Consider the following 17,259-nt stretch of genomic DNA (forward strand, 5'->3'; position numbering starts at 1 on the left):
AGTGCTGTCGGCGGTCGCGGTGGTGTCCTACTTCCTGGTGGCCGGCAATCTAGCCCTTGCCATGCCGTTTACCTTCGTCGGCGCGTTTGGCGGGCTGGCCTTGGTGCTGGTCGCCACCTTCGCGCGCAAGCAGGACAGCGCGCCGCTGGTGTTGACCTACGCCGCGCTGGAGGGCCTGTTCCTCGGCGCCTTTTCGTTCGTCCTGGCCCACTTCACTGTGTCGTCGACCAACGCCGGAGTGCTGATCGGACAGGCCATCCTGGGCACCCTTGGCGTGTTCGCCGGCATGCTCGTCGTCTACAAAACCGGCGCAATCCGTGTTACGCCGAAGTTCACCCGCATGGTTGTCGCCGGCTTGTTCGGCGTGCTGGCCCTGATGATCGGCAACCTGGTCCTGGGCATGTTCGGTGTCGGCCACGGTGAGGGCCTGGGCCTGCGCAGCGGCGGCCCGTTGGCCATCATCTTCTCGCTGGTCTGCATCGGCATCGCGGCGTTCAGCTTCCTCATCGACTTCGACGCCGCCGACCAGATGGTGCGTGCCGGCGCGCCGGAGAAGGCCGCATGGGGCATTGCGCTGGGCCTGACCGTCACCCTGGTCTGGCTGTACATGGAGATCCTGCGTCTGCTGAGTTACCTGCAGAACGATTAGCTTTCGCTCGGCGACGATGCGGGCCGACGTAGCGGCCCGAGGAGGAGCCGGGCAACTAGCACAGCGACGAAAAGCCGGCATGCGTACAGCGCGTGCCGGCTTTTCATTGCGCCGGACGTGCGCTGCTGGTTATGAGAGCCGCTCGACGATCATCGCCATGCCCTGGCCGCCACCGACGCACATGGTTTCCAGGCCGAACGTCTTGTCGTAGGTCTGCAGGTTGTTGAGCAGCGTTGCGGTGATGCGGGCGCCGGTCATGCCGAAGGGATGGCCCAGCGCGATCGCCCCGCCGGAGACGTTGAGCTTGTCCTCGTCGATGCCCAGCTCGCGAGCCGATCCCAGGACCTGCACGGCGAAAGCTTCGTTGATTTCGACCAGGTCGATGTCGCGGATCGACATGCCGGCGTTGGCCAGCGCTTTCTTGGTCGCCTCGATCGGCCCCAAGCCCATGATCTCGGGTGAGAGCGCCGACACCCCGGTGGCCACTATGCGGGCCAGCGGCGTCAGGCCCAGCTCCTTGGCTTTGGTGTCGCTGGTGATCACCACCGCGGCGGCGCCGTCGTTCAGCGGGCAGGCATTGCCAGCGGTGACCGTGCCGTCGGGCCGGAACACCGGCTTGAGCTGGCTGACCTTCTCGTAGGTGGTGCCTGGCCGCGGCCCGTCGTCGACGCTGACCGTCGTGCCGTCCGGCAGGGTGACCGGCTCGATCTCGCGTTCGAAGAATCCGCTCTTGATCGCCTCTTCGGCGCGGTTCTGGCTGCGCACGCCCCAGTGGTCTTGGTCTTCGCGGCTGATCCCGGTCAGCAGCGCGACGTTTTCAGCGGTCTGACCCATCGCGATGTAGATGTCGGGCAGTGTGCTGTCGGCGCGCGGGTCGTGCCATTCGTCGGCGCCCTCGGCTGCGGCCGAGGTGCGTTCTTGGGCGTCGGTGAAAATCGGGTTCTTGGTGTCCGGCCATGAGTCGGAGGTGCCTTTGCCGAAGCGGGATACCGTTTCGACGCCGGCGGAGACGAACGCGTCGCCCTCGCCGGCCTTGATCGCGTGGAAGGCCATCCGCGTGGTCTGCAGCGACGACGAGCAGTACCGGTTGACGGTGGTGCCCGGCAGGAAGTCGTAGCCCAGCTGCACGGCGACCACACGGGCGATGTTGAAGCCGGCCTCGCCGCCCGGCTGGCCGCAGCCCATCAGCAGGTCGTCGATCTGGTGTGGGTTCAGTGCGGGCACTTTGTCGAGCGCGGCGCGCACCATCTGCGCGGCGAGATCGTCGGGCCGCATGCTGACCAGAGACCCTTTGGCGGCGCGGCCGATCGGTGAGCGGGCAGTTGAGACGATGACGGCTTCCGGCACGATCGGCTCCCTCCATCGGATGTGGGTTAGACCGGAGTCCCCGGCTCGCGTTGTGGCCAGGATGAATCGAATCTAGCGCGACGTCGAGGCGGGCCGTGGACCGGGAGCGGCCCATGCCGCGCTACCCGCCGGTGGGTACGACGACGGGTGCGGGCACCCCAGTCGTGGGCCGCCGCCACAGCCGCGACAAGATTCGCAGACGGATGCGGCCCACGCCGGTTCTGGCGGCACCGGACGTGGACGGGAGTTCAGCCGCTAACCCGCCGGTCGATTCGCCCAGCGCGTTGCACAACGCCGGCAGCAGCTGATCGGCCACCAGGGCATAGCCGGCCGCCGACGGGTGGTAGCGGTCTTCGGAGAACAACAGGTCGGGCGATGTGCGGAAGTGGGGCACCAGCAGATCCGCCAGCGGCACCGGCATACCACCGGCCGCTTTGGTCGCTGCGGCCTGGGCGCGGGCCAGCCGCAAACCCCGGGTACGTGCCAGCCAGCGCAGCGGCTGTGGGATTGCGGTGATCACGCCGAAGTCTGGGCACGTCGCGACGACCACCACCGCGCCGCTGGCCCGCAGCCGCCAGACTGCGGCCCCCAACCGACGCGCCGAGGGCGCGACCCCGTTGAGAGCGGTCACGTCGTTGGCGCCGATCATGATCACCGCCGCATCCGGCGGCGGCCCGGCTACGAACATCGCGTCGACCTGACCGGACAGGCCTTTGGAGGTGGCGCCCACAATCGCCTTGGTGCTCAACCGAATTCGTTTGCCGGTTCGCTCGGCGAGCGCACGCGCGAGCAGTACACCGGGGACTTCGTCGGCGCTGTGGCAGCCGTATCCGGTCGCCGTCGAATCCCCGAAGACCATCAAGTGCAGATCGAAAGGCACGCCGCGGTGCCACCGCTCCACCGGCCCGCCGCCGGGGGTGTACACACCGTCGGCTCGTGGTGGAATGTCCCAGGCCCTGGGTATGACGCTGCGCGCCTGTTGCGCTTGGCCGATCAGCAGGTTACGTGCACCGAGGTAGGCCGTCCCGGTCGACGCAAGTGCACCCGCTGCGGCCAGCGCGATCAAGGATCGGCGTGGCGCGCGTATGTCCACGTCCCTAGTTTAGGGCGGCCGCTAACCCGAATCCGGTAGCTGCGTAGCGAGGCGGTCACAGGGCGGATCAAATCCGGTATCGAATCGGACTCTTTGATTGTTGAAGTTCTTAGCGGTGCCAAGCTAAGTTTGCGAGGTTGGCTGGGTGCCTGGAGCGGGTATACCGAAGTATGGGGACGGATGAACCGGTCGCTCCGCTACCTCGTCCACATGCTGTACCGCACTACAACGGCGTAGGAAGTGTTGAGCATGACCGCACCTAGCAAAATATCCGGTACACCCCGCGACGATAGACCCGGCGTTGTCCTCCGCGAGACGCTTCGGTCCCCGCAACTTCCGCGCCGCACTCCGATCAGCGACGGCGTTCCCGTCGAAGTCATCGAGACCGGTCCAAGCTTGCCGGCCCGGGTGCTTTCGTTGGCGTCGCGGCTGACGATCCGGCCCGCTCTGGCGTTCGGCAGCCGTGTCCCGCATATGCCCTGGCCGTTCGGTCTGATCGACTTCGCGTGCCGTGTGTTGCTCCCTGCTCCCGGCACCGTCCGCACCACTGTGGAGTTGCCCCACGCCACCGCGCAGCTTGTCCGCGCCCCCGGCGTGCTGCCGGCTGACGGCAACCGGCGGGTGGTGCTCTACCTGCACGGCGGCGCCTTTTTGACGTGCGGGGCCAACTCGCACAGCAGGGTGGTCAACGCACTGTCGCGCTACGCGGACTCACCGGTCTTGGTGGTCAACTACCGGCTGATCCCCAAACACTCCGTCGGCATGGCCATCGACGACTGTCACGACGCCTACCGTTGGCTGCGGCTACGCGGTTATGACCCCGACCAGATCGTGCTAGCGGGCGACTCCGCTGGTGGGTACCTGGCGCTGGCACTTGCGCAGCGGCTGCAGGACGCCGACGAGGAACCGGCTGCGATGGTGGCAATCTCGCCGTTGCTGCAGCTGGCCAAGGAGGCCAAGCAGTCGCATCCCAACATCAAGACCGACGCCATGTTCTCGGCGCGGGCCTTCGACGCGCTGGTGGCGCTGGTCGCCGCTGCCGCCGCCAAGCGCATCGTCGACGGTGTGCCGGAAGAGCTCTACGAGCCGCTGGACCACCTCCGACCCGGATTGCCGCGCACCTTGATCCACGTGTCGGGTTCCGAGGTGCTGTTACACGACGCCCGATTGGCGGCCCGCAGGCTGGCGGCGGTCGGGGTGCCGGCCGAGGTGCGGATCTGGCCCGGCCAGATTCACGACTTCCAGCTCGCCGCCCCGGTGGTGCCTGAGGCGAAGCGCTCACTGCGCCAGATCGGCGAGTACATCCGCGAAGCCACCGACTAGCCGACAGCGGCTAGCGGCAGCTCACCAGCGAGGTGCCGAGCGACGATCCCGGGCATCGCCTGAGACGATGAATGCATGCGGATCGCCCGGCACATCAGTGAACTCATCGGCAACACACCACTGGTTCGGCTGAACTCTGTCGTGCCGCCGGGACTCGGCACCGTGGCGGCCAAGGTCGAGTACCTCAACCCGGGCGGGAGCGCCAAGGACCGGATCGCGATCAAGATGATCGACGCCGCCGAAGCCGCAGGTCAACTGAAGCCGGGCGGCACCATTGTCGAACCGACGTCGGGCAACACCGGGGTCGCGTTGGCGATGGTGGCCCAGCAGCGCGGATACAAGTGTGTGTTCGTCTGCCCCGACAAGGTCAGTGAGGACAAGCAGAACGTGCTGCGCGCGTACGGCGCAGAAGTCGTGGTATGCCCGACGGCAGTGCCGCCCGACCACCCGGACAGCTATTACAGCGTCTCCGACCGGTTGGCCCGCGAGATCGACGGTGCGTGGAAGCCGGATCAGTATGCGAATCCGGAAGGGCCGGCGAGCCATTACCAAACCACTGGACCGGAAATCTGGGCCGACACCGACGGCAAGGTCACGCATTTCGTTGCCGGGATCGGCACCGGCGGGACAATCACCGGCGCTGGCCGTTACCTCAAGGGGGTATCCGGGGGAGCTGTGCGGGTGATCGGCGCCGACCCGGAGGGGTCGGTCTACTCGGGCGGCAGCGGACGGCCTTACCTGGTCGAGGGAGTAGGCGAGGACTTCTGGCCGGCGGCCTACGACCCGAGCGTCCCGGACGAAGTCGTCGCGGTGTCGGACGCGGATTCATTCGAGATGACCCGGCGGCTGGCTCGCGAGGAAGCCATGCTGGTCGGCGGGTCGTGCGGGATGGCGGTGGTGGCCGCTTTGAAGGTGGCTGAGGATGCCGGACCGGACGCGCTGATTGTGGTGCTGTTGCCCGACGGCGGCCGCGGCTACATGTCGAAGATTTTCAACGACGCGTGGATGTCCTCCTACGGGTTCCTGCGCAGCCGGCTGGACGGATCGGTGGAGCAACCCACGGTCGGAGACGTCTTGCGCGGAAAGTCCGGCGCGCTGCCCGACTTGGTGCATACCCATCCGTCGGAGACCGTCCGTGACGCCATCGGGATTCTTCGCGAGTACGGAGTGTCCCAAATGCCGGTCGTTGGGGCCGAGCCGCCGGTGATGGCCGGCGAGGTGGCTGGCAGCGTGTCCGAACGCGAACTGCTGTCAGCCGTTTTCGAAGGCCGCGCCAAGCTGGCCGATGCGGTGGGGCTGCATATGAGCCCGCCGCTGCCGATGATCGGGGCGGGCGAGTTGGTCAGTGCTGCCGCCAAGGCGCTGCGGGAATGGGACGCGCTGATGGTGGTCGAAGACGGTAAGCCGGTCGGGGTCATCACTCGCCACGACTTGTTGGGATTTCTCTCTGAGGGCCCCCGGCGCCGGTAGCGGGAGCGCTGTCGAGCAAATTAAATGCGCTAGCAAACTAACGAGGCGGTTGGTCCGCGGCCGCTCTGTGCTTTCGGCGACGACAACTTGGGTGGGCCGGTGGTCGGGTACCGTAAGGCCGCCTATAGCTAGCCCCTCGTCCATGGAAGGCGTCCATGACCGACCAACCCGCCACACCGGCCGCCGGGCCGGATCCCCAGCATCCGGCGCAGGGCGCCTATCCGCCACCGCCTCCGCCGCCCGGAGGCGCCTACCCGCCGCCGCCCCCGTCGGCCGGTGGGTATGCGCCGCCCCCGCCCGGCCCGGTTGTCCGAGGTCTGCCGCCGCACGCCTACACGCCGTGGGTGACCCGCGTCCTGGCGTTCGTCGTCGACTACATCCCGTACGCGATCATCATCGGTATCGGGTGGCTGGTGCTTGTCGGCACCGAACAGACGGCGTGCGTCACCGACATCTCGCGATACGCCGTCGACCAGGTGTGTGCCAGCGGCTATTCGATGTTCGGCGTGACGACATTCTGGTTGGCGCACCTGGTGGGCTTGGCCTACGTTGTCTGGAACTACGGCTACCGGCAGGGCACCACCGGCTCGAGCATCGGCAAGTCGTTGATGAAATTCAAGGTCGTCAGCGAAAACACTGGCCAGCCAATAGGATTCGGCATGTCCATCGTGCGCCAGCTGGCGCACTTCGTCGACGCGATCATCTGCTTCATCGGCTATTTGTTCCCGCTGTGGGACGCCAAACGGCAAACGATCGCCGACAAGATCATGTCCACGGTTTGCCTGCCGGTCGAGTAGTCGGGCGACACGGTGTCAGCGGCGCGGCGATTTCCTGCCGTCGTTAGGCTGATCATCGATGAGCCAACAGCGCAACACATCCGCCGCCGGCAACGAACGTCGGCTGCAAGGGCAGGCTACTAAGGCCATTCACGCCGGCTTCCCACCGGACCCGTCGACCGGGGCGGTCAACCCCCCAATCAATATGAGCAGCACGTTCGCTCAAGACGGCGTCGGCGGCCTGCGCGGCGGCTTCGAATACTCCCGATCGGGCAACCCGACGCGGGCCGCGTTGGAAGCGGCCCTCGCTGCCGTCGAGGAGGGCAGGTTCTGTCGCGCGTTGAGTTCCGGGATGGCTGCCAGTGACTGTGCGTTGCGCGCGTTGCTGCGGCCGGGCGACCACGTGGTCATCCCCGACGATGCCTATGGCGGCACCTTCCGGCTGATCGACAAGGTGTTCACCGGTTGGGGTATCGACTACACGCCAGTGCCCCTTGCTGACCTCGACGCGCTGCGCGCCGCGGTCACCTCGCGGACGCGCCTGATTTGGGTCGAAACGCCCACCAATCCGCTGCTTTCGATCGCCGATATCGCGGCGATCGCCGACATCGGTCAGCAGTGCTCGGCAAAAGTGTTGGTAGACAGCACGTTTGCCTCCCCGGCGCTGCAGCAGCCACTGACCCTGGGCGCCGACGTGGTGCTGCATTCGACCACCAAGTACATCGGCGGGCACTCCGATGTGGTGGGCGGCGCGCTGGTCACCAACGACGAAGAGCTCGACGCGGCGTTCGGCTTCTTGCAGAACGGGGCCGGCGCGGTGCCGGGCCCGTTCGACGTCTACCTGACGTTGCGCGGACTGAAGACGCTGGTGTTGCGGATGCAGCGGCACAGCGAAAATGCCGCTGCCGTGGCCGAATTCCTCGCTCAGCATCCAGCTGTCAGCACCGTGCTGTATCCGGGCCTGCCTAGTCATCCGGGTCATGAGCTCGCTGCGCGGCAAATGCGCGGTTTCGGTGGCATGGTCTCCGTGCGGATGCGCGGTGGACGGCAAGCCGCGAAGGAGCTGTGCGCCAACACCACGGTGTTCATCTTGGCCGAATCGCTGGGTGGGGTGGAGTCGCTGATCGAGCACCCGGTGGCCATGACGCATGCCTCTACCGCCGGCTCGCAGTTGGAGGTTCCCGACGATCTGGTGCGGCTGTCGGTGGGCATCGAGGATGTCGCCGATCTGCTGGCTGACCTCGAGCAGGCCCTGGCCTAGCTGCACACAGAAACTACGCCAGCGCGTGGCGGATGGCCGCGGTCGTCACGGCGAGGTTGACTTCTGGCAGATCGGGCTCGGATTCGCTCACCCAGCTGCCGCTGGCGATATCGCCGGCACGGTCGAGGACCCACTCCCAGCCGCGGTGGTCGAGGCTGAATATCGCGCCCAGCCCGTTGACGGCGTGCAGCAGCGAGATGATCGTCGCCGTCGTGGGATCAGGGCGTTGCTGGTCGAACAGCGCCGCCGTCATCGCCGCGCGCACTTGCGACGCGCGGCTGCGGTCCGTCAATTGCCACCCGTCCGCCGGTTTGGATCCGTTGAAGTACAACCGGACTCGATGCACTTGGCCGCTGCGTTCGAGCTGCGACAGCAGGGCGGCGGGAGTGTCGCGCCGCAGCTTGGCGATCGCCGCAGCGGGGCTCAAAGGACGGCGCAGCAACAGCTGCAGCGCGGGGGCGACCACCGGATCGCCAGGGTCGGGTCCGGTCAGGACCAGCAGCCGTCCCTCCTGCACCGGCTCGCCGTCGACCGCCGGGCGTATCCGACATGCGTGCGCGAGATCGAGCAGAACCGCTGCCGCCAGTACGCGGCCCAACCGCGCGCGATCCAGCGCGGGCTGCCCCGCCGCGTTGTCGAGCAGCAGCAGCAACAGATCCTCGGCGATTTTCGCCATGAGCGGGCCTAATACCGCCCGATTCCCCGACCCCCGGTTCAGCTCTAGGCGCGATATGGCTCCGCGCTGACCAATGTCACCTCGACGGTGTTGCCGTTGGGCACCTTGTAGGTGCGGGTCTCGCCGACCTTGGCGTTGATGAGCGCACCCCCCAGCGGTGAGTTCGGCGAGTACACCTCGAGTTTGCCGTCGTTGACACCCTCTTGCCGGGTGGCGATGAGGAACGTTTCGGTGTCGGACTCGTCGCCGTTGTAGTAGACGGTCACCACCGAGCCGGGCAGCGCCACCCCGGACTGGGTGGGCGGTTCGCCGACCTTCGCGTTGTTGAGCAGGTCCTGCAGTTGACGGATGCGCGCTTCTTGTTGACCCTGTTCCTCGCGGGCGGCGTGGTATCCGCCGTTCTCCCGCAGGTCGCCCTCTTCCCGGCGGTCGTTGATTTCTGCGGCGATGACCGGACGGTTTGCGATCAGCTGATCGAGCTCGGCCTTGAGTCGGTCATGTGACTCCTGGGTCAACCAGGTCACCTGAGTGTCCGTCATCTCGTCGCGCTCCTTGTATTCGTTGTTTCCACGGTATTCGCGTGGGCAGGCTTTCGGTTCGCTGCCGGCGTATGCGGTTTCACTGCGCGTGCCGCCGCGCTGTGCCGCGTATGTCGCGCTAATGCAGCAATACACGGTCCCATCAGGAACCGTGTACCCAAATATGGTACCACCGTGACGCGTGCCGCGACTCCCGTTTCGCCGGTTGCCGGTTTTGCTCGGTTACGGCAACAGCGGCGTGGTCAGGACGGCCGCAGATAGCTGGGCACGTCGGTGCCGCAGCCGTAGACGTCTCCCATCGTCGGCGGTTGGAAGGATTTCACGATCGTCGTCAGCTGCACCGTGGGGCTGTCCGAAGGTGGGATGAGCACTTCACGCCGGCCGGTCTCACTGCCGTCTTTGGAGCGCGCCCGCACGATGCAATCCACCGGCCGCGACGGGTCGCGACGTGTCACGCCGATCGTCACCGACACCGTCTCGTCGTCGATCAGGCGGTAGCCGACCAAGGTGCCTGTCACGTCGCTGGTGCCCAGCCGCTGGTAGCCGATCACCGCCACGACGACGCCAATGGCGACGACCAGAACCGCCAGGGCGATGACGCCCCCGCGCCGCGGCCGGCGGGATGACCGGGGAGGCCCGTAGCGGGCCAGCGGGCGCTGTGTGGGCCGTTCGCTCATAGGCAGGCTTTTCCGAACCCGGGGGACAGGATGCAACGATTAGGACTGCAACTATAGGGGCACGCCCGGTTGAGCAACGGACAGAAAGCAGGTGAGCGAACTGCGATTGATGGCGGTGCATGCCCACCCTGACGACGAGTCCAGCAAGGGTGCTGCGACCCTCGCACGCTACGCGGACGAGGGTCATCGCGTGCTGGTCGTTACCCTGACGGGCGGCGAACGCGGCGACATCCTCAATCCGGCGATGGATCTACCCGAGGTGCATGGACGCATGGCTGAGATCCGCCGCGACGAGATGGCCAAGGCCGCGGAGATCCTCGGCGTCGAGCACAGCTGGCTGGGCTTCGTCGACTCCGGTTTGCCCAAGGGCGACCCCCCGCCGCCGCTGCCCGAGGACTGCTTTGCGCTGGTGCCGCTGGAGGTGGCCGCCGAGGCGCTGGTGCGGGTTGTCCGGGAGTTTCGGCCGCACGTGATGACGACCTACGACGAAAACGGCGGCTACCCGCATCCCGACCACATCCGCTGTCACCAGGTTTCGGTTGCCGCATACGAAGCGGCCGGCGACTATCGCCGTTTCCCGGACGCCGGTGAGCCGTGGACGGTTTCCAAGCTGTATTACAACCACGGTTTCCTGCGCCAGCGGATGCAATTGCTGCAAGACGAGTTTGCCAAGCACGGGCAGCAGGGCCCTTTCGAGAAGTGGCTCAAGCATTGGGATCCCAAGCACGACGTCTTCGCTGCTCGGGTGACGACCCGGGTGGAGTGCTCGGCGTATTTCAGTCAGCGCGACGACGCGCTGCGCGCACACGCCACCCAGATCGATCCCAAAGGCGATTTTTTCGCCGCGCCGATCGAATGGCAGCAGCGGCTGTGGCCGACCGAAGAGTTCGAGCTGGCCCGGTCGCGAGTGCCGGTGAAGCTTCCTGAGACCGATCTGTTCGCCGGAATCGAGGACGAGTGATGTCTTACGCGCTGGTCGGCGCGTTCGGCGTGCTGGCCGACCTGCAAGCCGATCAAGCACCCCGCCATACCGGCCCGGATTTCGGCAAGGCCAGCCCGATGGGCCTTCTGGTTATCGTGTTGCTGCTGCTGGCCACGGTGTTTCTGATCCGGTCGATGAACCGGCAACTGAAGAAGGTGCCCGAGTCATTCGACCCAGAGCACCCCGAGCCGGACCAGGCCGCCGACGAGGGCACGCTGCCCGGCGGGTCGCCGCCGGGATTGCGCGGCGATCGCAAACTCGGCGAGGCCGAGTGCAGCGGGTCGCCGCCCGGATTAGAGGCCGATCAGCCGGCCGATCGCAAGGGGCCACCCCGTGAACCTGACGGCTAGGGCGCAGCGATGAGCCCTGCGGCCAACACGCTCGCCGGGGCTGCCAGCCCCTATCTGCGCCAGCACGCCGACAACCCGGTGCATTGGCAGCAGTGGACGCCGCAGGCATTGGCCGAGGCGGCCGAGCGTGACGTGCCAATCCTGCTCTCCGTCGGCTACGCCGCCTGCCACTGGTGTCATGTGATGGCGCACGAATCGTTCGAAGACGAGGAAGTGGCCGCCGCGATGAACGACGGGTTCGTGTGCGTCAAAGTGGACCGTGAGGAACGGCCTGACATCGACGCCGTCTACATGAACGCCACCGTCGCCCTCACCGGGCAGGGCGGCTGGCCGATGACATGTTTCCTCACACCCGACGGCCGACCGTTCTTCTGTGGCACCTACTACCCGAAACATGCTTTCTTGCAGTTGCTTTCGGCGGTGACGGACACGTGGCACAACCGCCGCGGGGAAGTCGAGCAGGCCTCTGACCACATCGCGAGCGAACTCCGGGCGATGGCATCAGGGCTGCCGGGCGGCGGCCCTCAGGTCGAGGCCTCGCTGTGTGATCACGCCGTCGCCGTGGTGTTGCGCGACGAAGACAGCACCCACGGCGGCTTTGGCGGCGCACCGAAATTCCCGCCGTCCGCGTTGCTGGAAGCGTTACTGCGGCACCATGAACGAACCGGGTCGCCGGCCGCGCTGTTGGCCGTGGAGCGAACAAGCACGGCGATGGCCCGCGGCGGCATCTACGACCAGCTGGCCGGTGGTTTCGCCCGCTACAGCGTCGATAACGCCTGGGTGGTACCGCATTTCGAGAAGATGCTGTACGACAACGCGTTGCTGCTGCGCGTCTACGCGCACTGGGCGCGCCGGAGCGAGAGTGCGCTGGCACGCCGGGTGGCTGCGGAAACCGCTCGTTTTATTGTCGACGAGCTCGGCGACCGCGACATGTTCACCTCGTCGCTGGACGCTGACGCCGCCGGCCGGGAGGGCTTGACCTACGTATGGACGCCGGCCCAGCTGACCGAAGTTCTCGGCGGCGACGACGGGCCTTGGGCCGCTTCGGCTTTCGGGGTCACCGAGACTGGCACGTTCGAGCACGGCACGTCGGTGCTGCAACTGCCCGCTGATCCGGACGACCCTGATCGCTTCGAGCGGGTCCGCACCGCGCTGCTGGCGGTCCGGTTGACCCGCCCGCAGCCGGACCGTGACGACAAGGTCGTCACCGCGTGGAACGGCTTGGCCATTACTGCGTTGGCGGAAGCCAGTGTGGCGCTTGGTGACCCGGAGTTAGCGGAGGCGTCGCGGCGGTGCGCGGCCGCTCTGGTGGGCCTGCACATGGTGGACGGGCGATTGCGGCGGGCCAGCCTCGGTGGGCGGGTGGGCGACAGTGCGGCCATTCTCGAAGACCACGCGATGCTGGCCACCGGGCTGTTGACGGTGTACCAGCTGTCCATGGACCGGGCCTGGCTGCAGATGGCTACCGATTTGTTGGATATTGCGCTGGCGCACTTCGCCGATCCGGAGCTGCCGGGCCGCTGGTTCGACAGCGCCGACGACGCGGAACAGTTGATGTTTCGTCCGGCCGATCCGGTGGACGGTGCGACACCGTCGGGGGCGTCCGCGATCGCCGAGGCCCTGCTGATCGCCGCGCACCTGGTCGGCGGTGAGCGCGCCGATCGTTATGGGCAGGCCGCGGCCGATACGCTGGGGGTGCATTCCCCGTTGCTGGCCCGCGCCCCGCGCTCGGCCGGGCACTGGTTGGCGGTGGCCGAATCCGCCGTGCGCGGGCCGTTGCAGATTGCGGTGGCCTGCGCTGAGCCGGGCTCGTCGCTGCTGGCCGACGCACGCCGATTGGCGCCGGGCGGGGCGATCGTGGTCGGAGGGGAAGTGGACTCGTCGGAGCTCTTGATCGGCCGCGACCGGGTGGACGGTGCCGACGCCGCCTACGTCTGCCGCGGCCGGGTCTGCGACCTGCCGGTCACCACCGTCGAAGACCTAGAGGCCGCACTGGCGCGGTAGCGTTCGTCTCATGCCGAGTGCTGAAGTCATCGCCGACACCGTCAACCGGTACATCAGCCTGATCGCCAAGGGCAGCGCCGACGACATCGCCGACCTCTACGCCGACGATGCCACTGTCGAAGACCCCGTCGGCGGCGAGGTGCACATCGGCCGGCAGGCCATTCGCGGTTTCTACTCCGCGGTCGAAGGCGCCGAGCGGGAGTGCGACTTGGTGTCGCTGCGTATCGCGGGCAACGAGGCGGCTTTTCAGTTCCGGCTGACGGTGAAGTCCGGCGGCGGTGGGATGGTGATCGAGCCGATCGACGTGATGGTGCTCAACGACGACGGCAAGGTCGCCGCGATGAAGGCTTACTGGTCGGCGGAGAACGTCACCCAGCTCTAGGGTGGCGCCGTCAGAGCACCGCGAACCACATCGCGATGTAGTGGCAAGTCGCCGCCACCGCGGTGCAGGCGTGGAAGAACTCGTGATAGCCGAACACCGTCGGCCACGGATCGGGCCAGCGCAGCCCGTAGAACACGCCGCCGACGCTGTAGATCAACCCACCGACGATGAGCAACACCATCGCGGCCACGCCGGCGCCGTGCAAGATTGGCCCGATAAACCAGATCGCTACCCAGCTCAGCAGCAAATACAGCGGCACGCCGACCCAGCGCGGCGCCGTCGGCCAGCACATCTTCAGGGCGATCCCGGCCAACGCGCCGCCCCAGACGATCCAAAGCACCAGCTGCCCTTCGCGGTGCGGCATGGCGCACACCGCGAACGGTGTGTAGCTGCCTGCGATGAACACGAAGATCATCGAGTGGTCGAGCCGTCTCATCCACGTGCGCGCAGTCACCGATTTCCAGTGGATCCGGTGATAGGTGGCGCTGACCCCGAACATGGCCACGATGGCCGCGGTGTAGGTCAGCGTCGCCAATCCGGCCGAGGTCCCTGACAACGGCCAGGACACGGCCACCAGGGCCGCGCCCGCGATGATCGACGCAATCGCCGAATAGACGTGAATCCAGCCGCGAAGCCGCGGCTTCGTCAGGACATTTACCGCGCCCTCGGCGAGATGTTCGGCCGCATGGTGAGCCGCAGCCAACGGCCCCGACGGAGCGGGATCGTCTGTCACGCCGGTCGATGCGTTCATATCCCTCCCTGATCAAGATCGCTGGAACGCCTATTAGCCACAGTACTGGGCGCGCCGGTGAACCCCAGGGTGCCGCGCATCGAGTTCGTCGGTAATTCTCGACGTCGGCACTAGTCTGGATACCCGTGGAGATAATCCCGCCGCGGCTCAAGGAGCCGCTGTACCGGCTCTATGAGCTGCGTTTGCGGCAGGGCCTGGCGGCATCGAAATCCGCATTACCCCGGCACATCGCCGTTTTGTGCGACGGCAATCGGCGATGGGCGCGCAGCGCTGGTTACGACGACGTCAGCTATGGCTACCGAATGGGCGCTGCCAAGGTCGCCGAGATGCTGCGCTGGTGCCAGGAGGCCGGCATCGAAATGGCCACCGTGTACTTGCTGTCCGCGGAAAACCTGCAACGCGACCCCGACGAGCTCGCCGCGCTCATCGAGATCATCACCGACGTCGTCGAGGAGATCTGCGCGCCGGCCAACCGCTGGAGTGTGCGAACCGTGGGCGACTTGGGGCTCGTCGGCGAGGAAACGGCACGCCGACTGCGCGAGGCCGTCGACTCCACCCGGCCCAACAACGGCTTTCACGTCAACGTCGCCGTCGCCTACGGCGGCCGCCAAGAGATCGTCGACGCCGTGCGCGCGCTGCTGAGCAAAGCACTGGCCAACGGAGCCAGCGCTGAAGAGCTCATCGAGGCGGTCACAGTCGAAGCCATCTCCGAAAACCTTTACACCTCAGGGCAACCCGATCCTGACCTGGTGATCCGGACCTCCGGAGAGCAGCGGCTGTCGGGTTTCCTGTTGTGGCAGAGCGCCTATTCCGAGATGTGGTTCACCGAGGCGTACTGGCCGGCGTTTCGCCGGGTCGACTTCCTGCGCGCGCTTCGCGATTACAGCCTGCGCCACCGCCGTTACGGCATGTAATAGCCGGCGAACGTCACCGCGCTCCGTGCAACACTGGACGCATGGCTGCGCTGTCGGCGGTCGTGTTCACGCTGAGCTGGTGGCTGGGGCTGTATCTGCTGGCCCGCGACCCGCGTAAACCTGTGCTGGTGCTGGCGGCGATCGGGCTGTGCGGGTTTGCGGCCGTCGTGGCGCTGGACGCGGTGCGGGTCACCGGGCATGTCGACGCGCTGAGCCACGTCGAGATTTATCTGGTCGCGGTGCCGGGCGTGGCGTGGTTCGCGGTGCTGCTCGAGCTGTCCCGGCCGTCCGACAACTCGCGGGCCCGCACCGGTGAGGTACTGCTGGTGGCGGCGATGGCCGCGTTGACCGTGCTGGGCGCGGCGCTGGCCGGCAGCGTCGACGGGCCGCTTCGGGCGGGCCACGTGCTGATGTTTGCAGTGATCTCGTTCTTGACGCTCGGCGCGATGGTTGCTGCTCTAATTCGGCCCACCCAGCCCATTCCGGTGACCGGTGTGGTGGTCGTCGCGACCCTGTTTTTCGCGTTGAGCAACGCCATCTTGATCATTCCGCTGGGCTTGGTACCCAGCTGGCTGGCGTTGGCGTCGACGGGGTGCGACGTGTGTTTGCTCGGGATCGCGGTGGCGCTGTGGGATGCGTTCGACGAGGGCCAGGCGCTGCGCTTCGACATGCTGCGCTCATTCGCCGGCAGCATCGTGGTGGCGGTGCTGTTCGGAAGCCAGGCCCTGATCGCCCTGGCGGTGACTCGGCAGGAAGGCACCGCGCAGCTTGCGCTGACGGTGCTGCTGTTCACCAGCGTGGCGATCGCGATCGCCGCGCAGGTGCTGGCCAACCCGTGGGCCGGGATGCTTGACCGGATGGCGTTCTGGCAGTCGCCGACGCTGCGCGCCGACCGGGCCACGTTGCGCCGCACCGAGGCGGCCTTGCCGCTGCGCTCGGCTGATCCGCTCGACGACATCGACGACGACACGTTCGCCCGACTCACCCGGCGCGCGCTCGCCCACTACGGCGACTTGTCCAAGCTGGTGGCCAGCCCGCTGACCGCGCTGCCCGTCATCGACGAACGGTTAGCCGCCCGCGGCGCGCCCGACCAGCCGTTGGAGCGGGCCAACGAGCTCAGGGCTCTGCTGGCCGAGCACATCGCGCGGCTCAAGCCCCGCGACGGCGGCGACTTCGGCACGACCGAGCAGTGGCGGCACTACAACTCGCTGTATTTCCCGTATGTGGTCGGCGTGCGCGCCTACGCGCAGAACGCCACTGCGGCCGGCCTGGACCCCACGGCGCGCCAGGCGTGGCAGTGGCTGGTCACCGAGGTGCCGCAGCGCTCCCTGCACAACTGGCAGAACGCGGCGGCCAGGCTGATTGCCGCCGACCTGCGCGGCCGGGTGCCGGTCCATAGCGACGCCGGCTGACGACAGCGCTTAGCCGGATTTGAACCGGCCCGGGAATAGGCCCGTATTGAACATAGGTTGAGTTGCGCATGGCAGTGCTTGGCAGTGTCATGTCTCGATCTGGCAGCGCCCAGACCGCAGGCTCAACAGTGTTCGACCGCACCCGACGTCCCAAGGAGTTCTGACATGACCGCTGTCTCTGGTCTGGCAACCCGGCCCCTGTACGACTCGACCGATTCGTTGTTGCGCTTTGCGATGCGGGTCGACGCCACCGTCACCGGGCTCGCGGGGCTGGTTGTCGCGGCGGCCGCCGATCCCATCTCCTCGCTGACCGGGCTCAGCTCAATCACCGAATACGGGTTGGGCGTGGCTTTCGCGCTCTACGGCCTGCTCGTGTTCTCCCTCGCCGCGCTGCCCAACCTGCGGCGCGTCGGCGTCAGCGTCGTCATCGCCAACATCGTGTGCACCCTGGCAGCGGTCGCGGTGGTGGCCGCCGGCTGGTTGCCGTTGACCGCAGCCGGCGTCGCGGCCACCTTGGGTAGCGGCTTTTACACCGCCTTCTTCGCGATGCTGCAGTACCTCGGAGTGCGCCGGCTACCGGCCTGACTCCCATATCGCCGATGCGGGTCGCCGCCGTTCGAGGTTTCGGTGCGCGGCCCGCATCGGCCTGATCC

General features: G+C 67.1%; 17 protein-coding genes and 1 pseudogene. 12 read left to right on the plus strand and 6 right to left on the minus strand.

Features of this window, described 5'->3' with window-relative positions:
• On the plus strand, nucleotides 1-649 hold a 649-nt coding region (locus VFA16_RS01715; RefSeq protein ID WP_324966156.1), incomplete at its 5' end, for a Bax inhibitor-1/YccA family protein.
• A gap of 129 nt (nucleotides 650-778) precedes the next feature.
• Here the strand turns inward: VFA16_RS01715 and VFA16_RS01720 are convergent.
• Together VFA16_RS01720 and VFA16_RS01725 are read right to left on the minus strand one after the other, a co-directional pair.
• Nucleotides 779-1,996 (minus strand): acetyl-CoA C-acetyltransferase, encoded by a 1,218-nt coding sequence (locus VFA16_RS01720; protein ID WP_324966157.1) that lies wholly within the window; start codon nucleotides 1,994-1,996, stop codon nucleotides 779-781.
• Between the two features lie 121 nt (nucleotides 1,997-2,117).
• The gene (locus VFA16_RS01725; RefSeq protein ID WP_324966158.1) at nucleotides 2,118-3,089 is read right to left on the minus strand and encodes an SGNH/GDSL hydrolase family protein; all 972 of its coding nucleotides are present in this window, start codon (nucleotides 3,087-3,089) and stop codon (nucleotides 2,118-2,120) included.
• A gap of 249 nt (nucleotides 3,090-3,338) precedes the next feature.
• On the opposite strand from VFA16_RS01725, the gene VFA16_RS01730 reads away from it, so the two are divergent.
• The 4 genes and pseudogenes from VFA16_RS01730 (at nucleotide 3,339) to VFA16_RS01745 (ending at nucleotide 7,919) form a co-directional block, all read left to right on the plus strand.
• Nucleotides 3,339-4,412, plus strand: coding sequence for an alpha/beta hydrolase (locus VFA16_RS01730; RefSeq protein ID WP_324966159.1), 1,074 nt, complete (start codon nucleotides 3,339-3,341; stop codon nucleotides 4,410-4,412).
• A gap of 75 nt (nucleotides 4,413-4,487) precedes the next feature.
• Entirely contained in the window at nucleotides 4,488-5,882 is a 1,395-nt protein-coding gene (locus VFA16_RS01735; RefSeq protein WP_324966160.1) for a cystathionine beta-synthase, read from the plus strand.
• Nucleotides 5,883-6,024: 142 nt separating this feature from the next.
• A pseudogene (locus VFA16_RS01740) lies at nucleotides 6,025-6,679 on the plus strand (RDD family protein).
• Between the two features lie 58 nt (nucleotides 6,680-6,737).
• The gene (locus VFA16_RS01745; protein WP_324966162.1) at nucleotides 6,738-7,919 is read left to right on the plus strand and encodes a cystathionine gamma-synthase; all 1,182 of its coding nucleotides are present in this window, start codon (nucleotides 6,738-6,740) and stop codon (nucleotides 7,917-7,919) included.
• A 13-nt stretch (nucleotides 7,920-7,932) separates the two neighbouring features.
• Here VFA16_RS01745 and VFA16_RS01750 read toward each other — a convergent pair whose 3' ends face one another.
• The 3 genes from VFA16_RS01750 to VFA16_RS01760 form a co-directional block, all read right to left on the minus strand.
• Nucleotides 7,933-8,595, minus strand: a complete 663-nt coding sequence (locus VFA16_RS01750; RefSeq protein WP_324966163.1) for a GOLPH3/VPS74 family protein — start codon at nucleotides 8,593-8,595, stop codon at nucleotides 7,933-7,935.
• Nucleotides 8,596-8,639: 44 nt separating this feature from the next.
• Nucleotides 8,640-9,134 carry a transcription elongation factor GreA gene (greA, locus tag VFA16_RS01755; RefSeq protein WP_324966164.1) on the minus strand — a complete coding sequence of 165 codons (495 nt, stop codon included), beginning with the start codon at nucleotides 9,132-9,134 and terminating at the stop codon, nucleotides 8,640-8,642.
• A 242-nt stretch (nucleotides 9,135-9,376) separates the two neighbouring features.
• Nucleotides 9,377-9,811 carry a DUF4307 domain-containing protein gene (locus tag VFA16_RS01760; protein WP_324966165.1) on the minus strand — a complete coding sequence of 145 codons (435 nt, stop codon included), beginning with the start codon at nucleotides 9,809-9,811 and terminating at the stop codon, nucleotides 9,377-9,379.
• Between the two features lie 91 nt (nucleotides 9,812-9,902).
• Here VFA16_RS01760 and mca point away from each other — a divergent pair, with 91 nt between their 5' ends.
• Genes mca through VFA16_RS01780 form a run of 4 tightly spaced genes read left to right on the plus strand, consistent with a single transcriptional unit; the run spans nucleotide 9,903 to nucleotide 13,529 of the window.
• Entirely contained in the window at nucleotides 9,903-10,772 is an 870-nt protein-coding gene (gene mca / locus VFA16_RS01765; protein WP_324966166.1) for a mycothiol conjugate amidase Mca, read from the plus strand.
• On the plus strand, nucleotides 10,772-11,143 hold the full coding sequence (locus VFA16_RS01770) for a hypothetical protein (RefSeq protein WP_324966167.1): 372 nt from the start codon (nucleotides 10,772-10,774) through the stop codon (nucleotides 11,141-11,143). Before mca ends, VFA16_RS01770 begins: the two co-directional genes overlap by 1 nt.
• Before the next feature lie 9 nt (nucleotides 11,144-11,152).
• Complete coding sequence (locus VFA16_RS01775) at nucleotides 11,153-13,147, plus strand: thioredoxin domain-containing protein (protein ID WP_324966168.1); 1,995 nt, start codon at nucleotides 11,153-11,155, stop codon at nucleotides 13,145-13,147.
• A gap of 10 nt (nucleotides 13,148-13,157) precedes the next feature.
• Entirely contained in the window at nucleotides 13,158-13,529 is a 372-nt protein-coding gene (locus VFA16_RS01780) for a nuclear transport factor 2 family protein (RefSeq protein WP_324966169.1), read from the plus strand.
• Nucleotides 13,530-13,539: 10 nt separating this feature from the next.
• Here the strand turns inward: VFA16_RS01780 and trhA are convergent, their stop codons facing one another.
• Nucleotides 13,540-14,280: a PAQR family membrane homeostasis protein TrhA gene (trhA, locus tag VFA16_RS01785; protein ID WP_324966170.1), complete on the minus strand. Its 741-nt coding sequence runs from the start codon at nucleotides 14,278-14,280 to the stop codon at nucleotides 13,540-13,542.
• A gap of 125 nt (nucleotides 14,281-14,405) precedes the next feature.
• Here trhA and VFA16_RS01790 point away from each other — a divergent pair, with 125 nt between their 5' ends.
• From VFA16_RS01790 to VFA16_RS01800, 3 genes are all read left to right on the plus strand, one after another.
• The gene (locus VFA16_RS01790; RefSeq protein ID WP_324966171.1) at nucleotides 14,406-15,194 is read left to right on the plus strand and encodes a (2Z,6E)-farnesyl diphosphate synthase; all 789 of its coding nucleotides are present in this window, start codon (nucleotides 14,406-14,408) and stop codon (nucleotides 15,192-15,194) included.
• Nucleotides 15,195-15,235: 41 nt separating this feature from the next.
• Nucleotides 15,236-16,606, plus strand: coding sequence for a hypothetical protein (locus tag VFA16_RS01795; RefSeq protein WP_324966172.1), 1,371 nt, complete (start codon nucleotides 15,236-15,238; stop codon nucleotides 16,604-16,606).
• A gap of 165 nt (nucleotides 16,607-16,771) precedes the next feature.
• Nucleotides 16,772-17,191, plus strand: coding sequence for a hypothetical protein (locus VFA16_RS01800; RefSeq protein WP_324966173.1), 420 nt, complete (start codon nucleotides 16,772-16,774; stop codon nucleotides 17,189-17,191).
• Nucleotides 17,192-17,259 lie beyond the last annotated feature (68 nt).

Source organism: Mycobacterium sp. (assembly GCF_035653355.1).
Lineage (GTDB): Bacteria > Actinomycetota > Actinomycetes > Mycobacteriales > Mycobacteriaceae > Mycobacterium.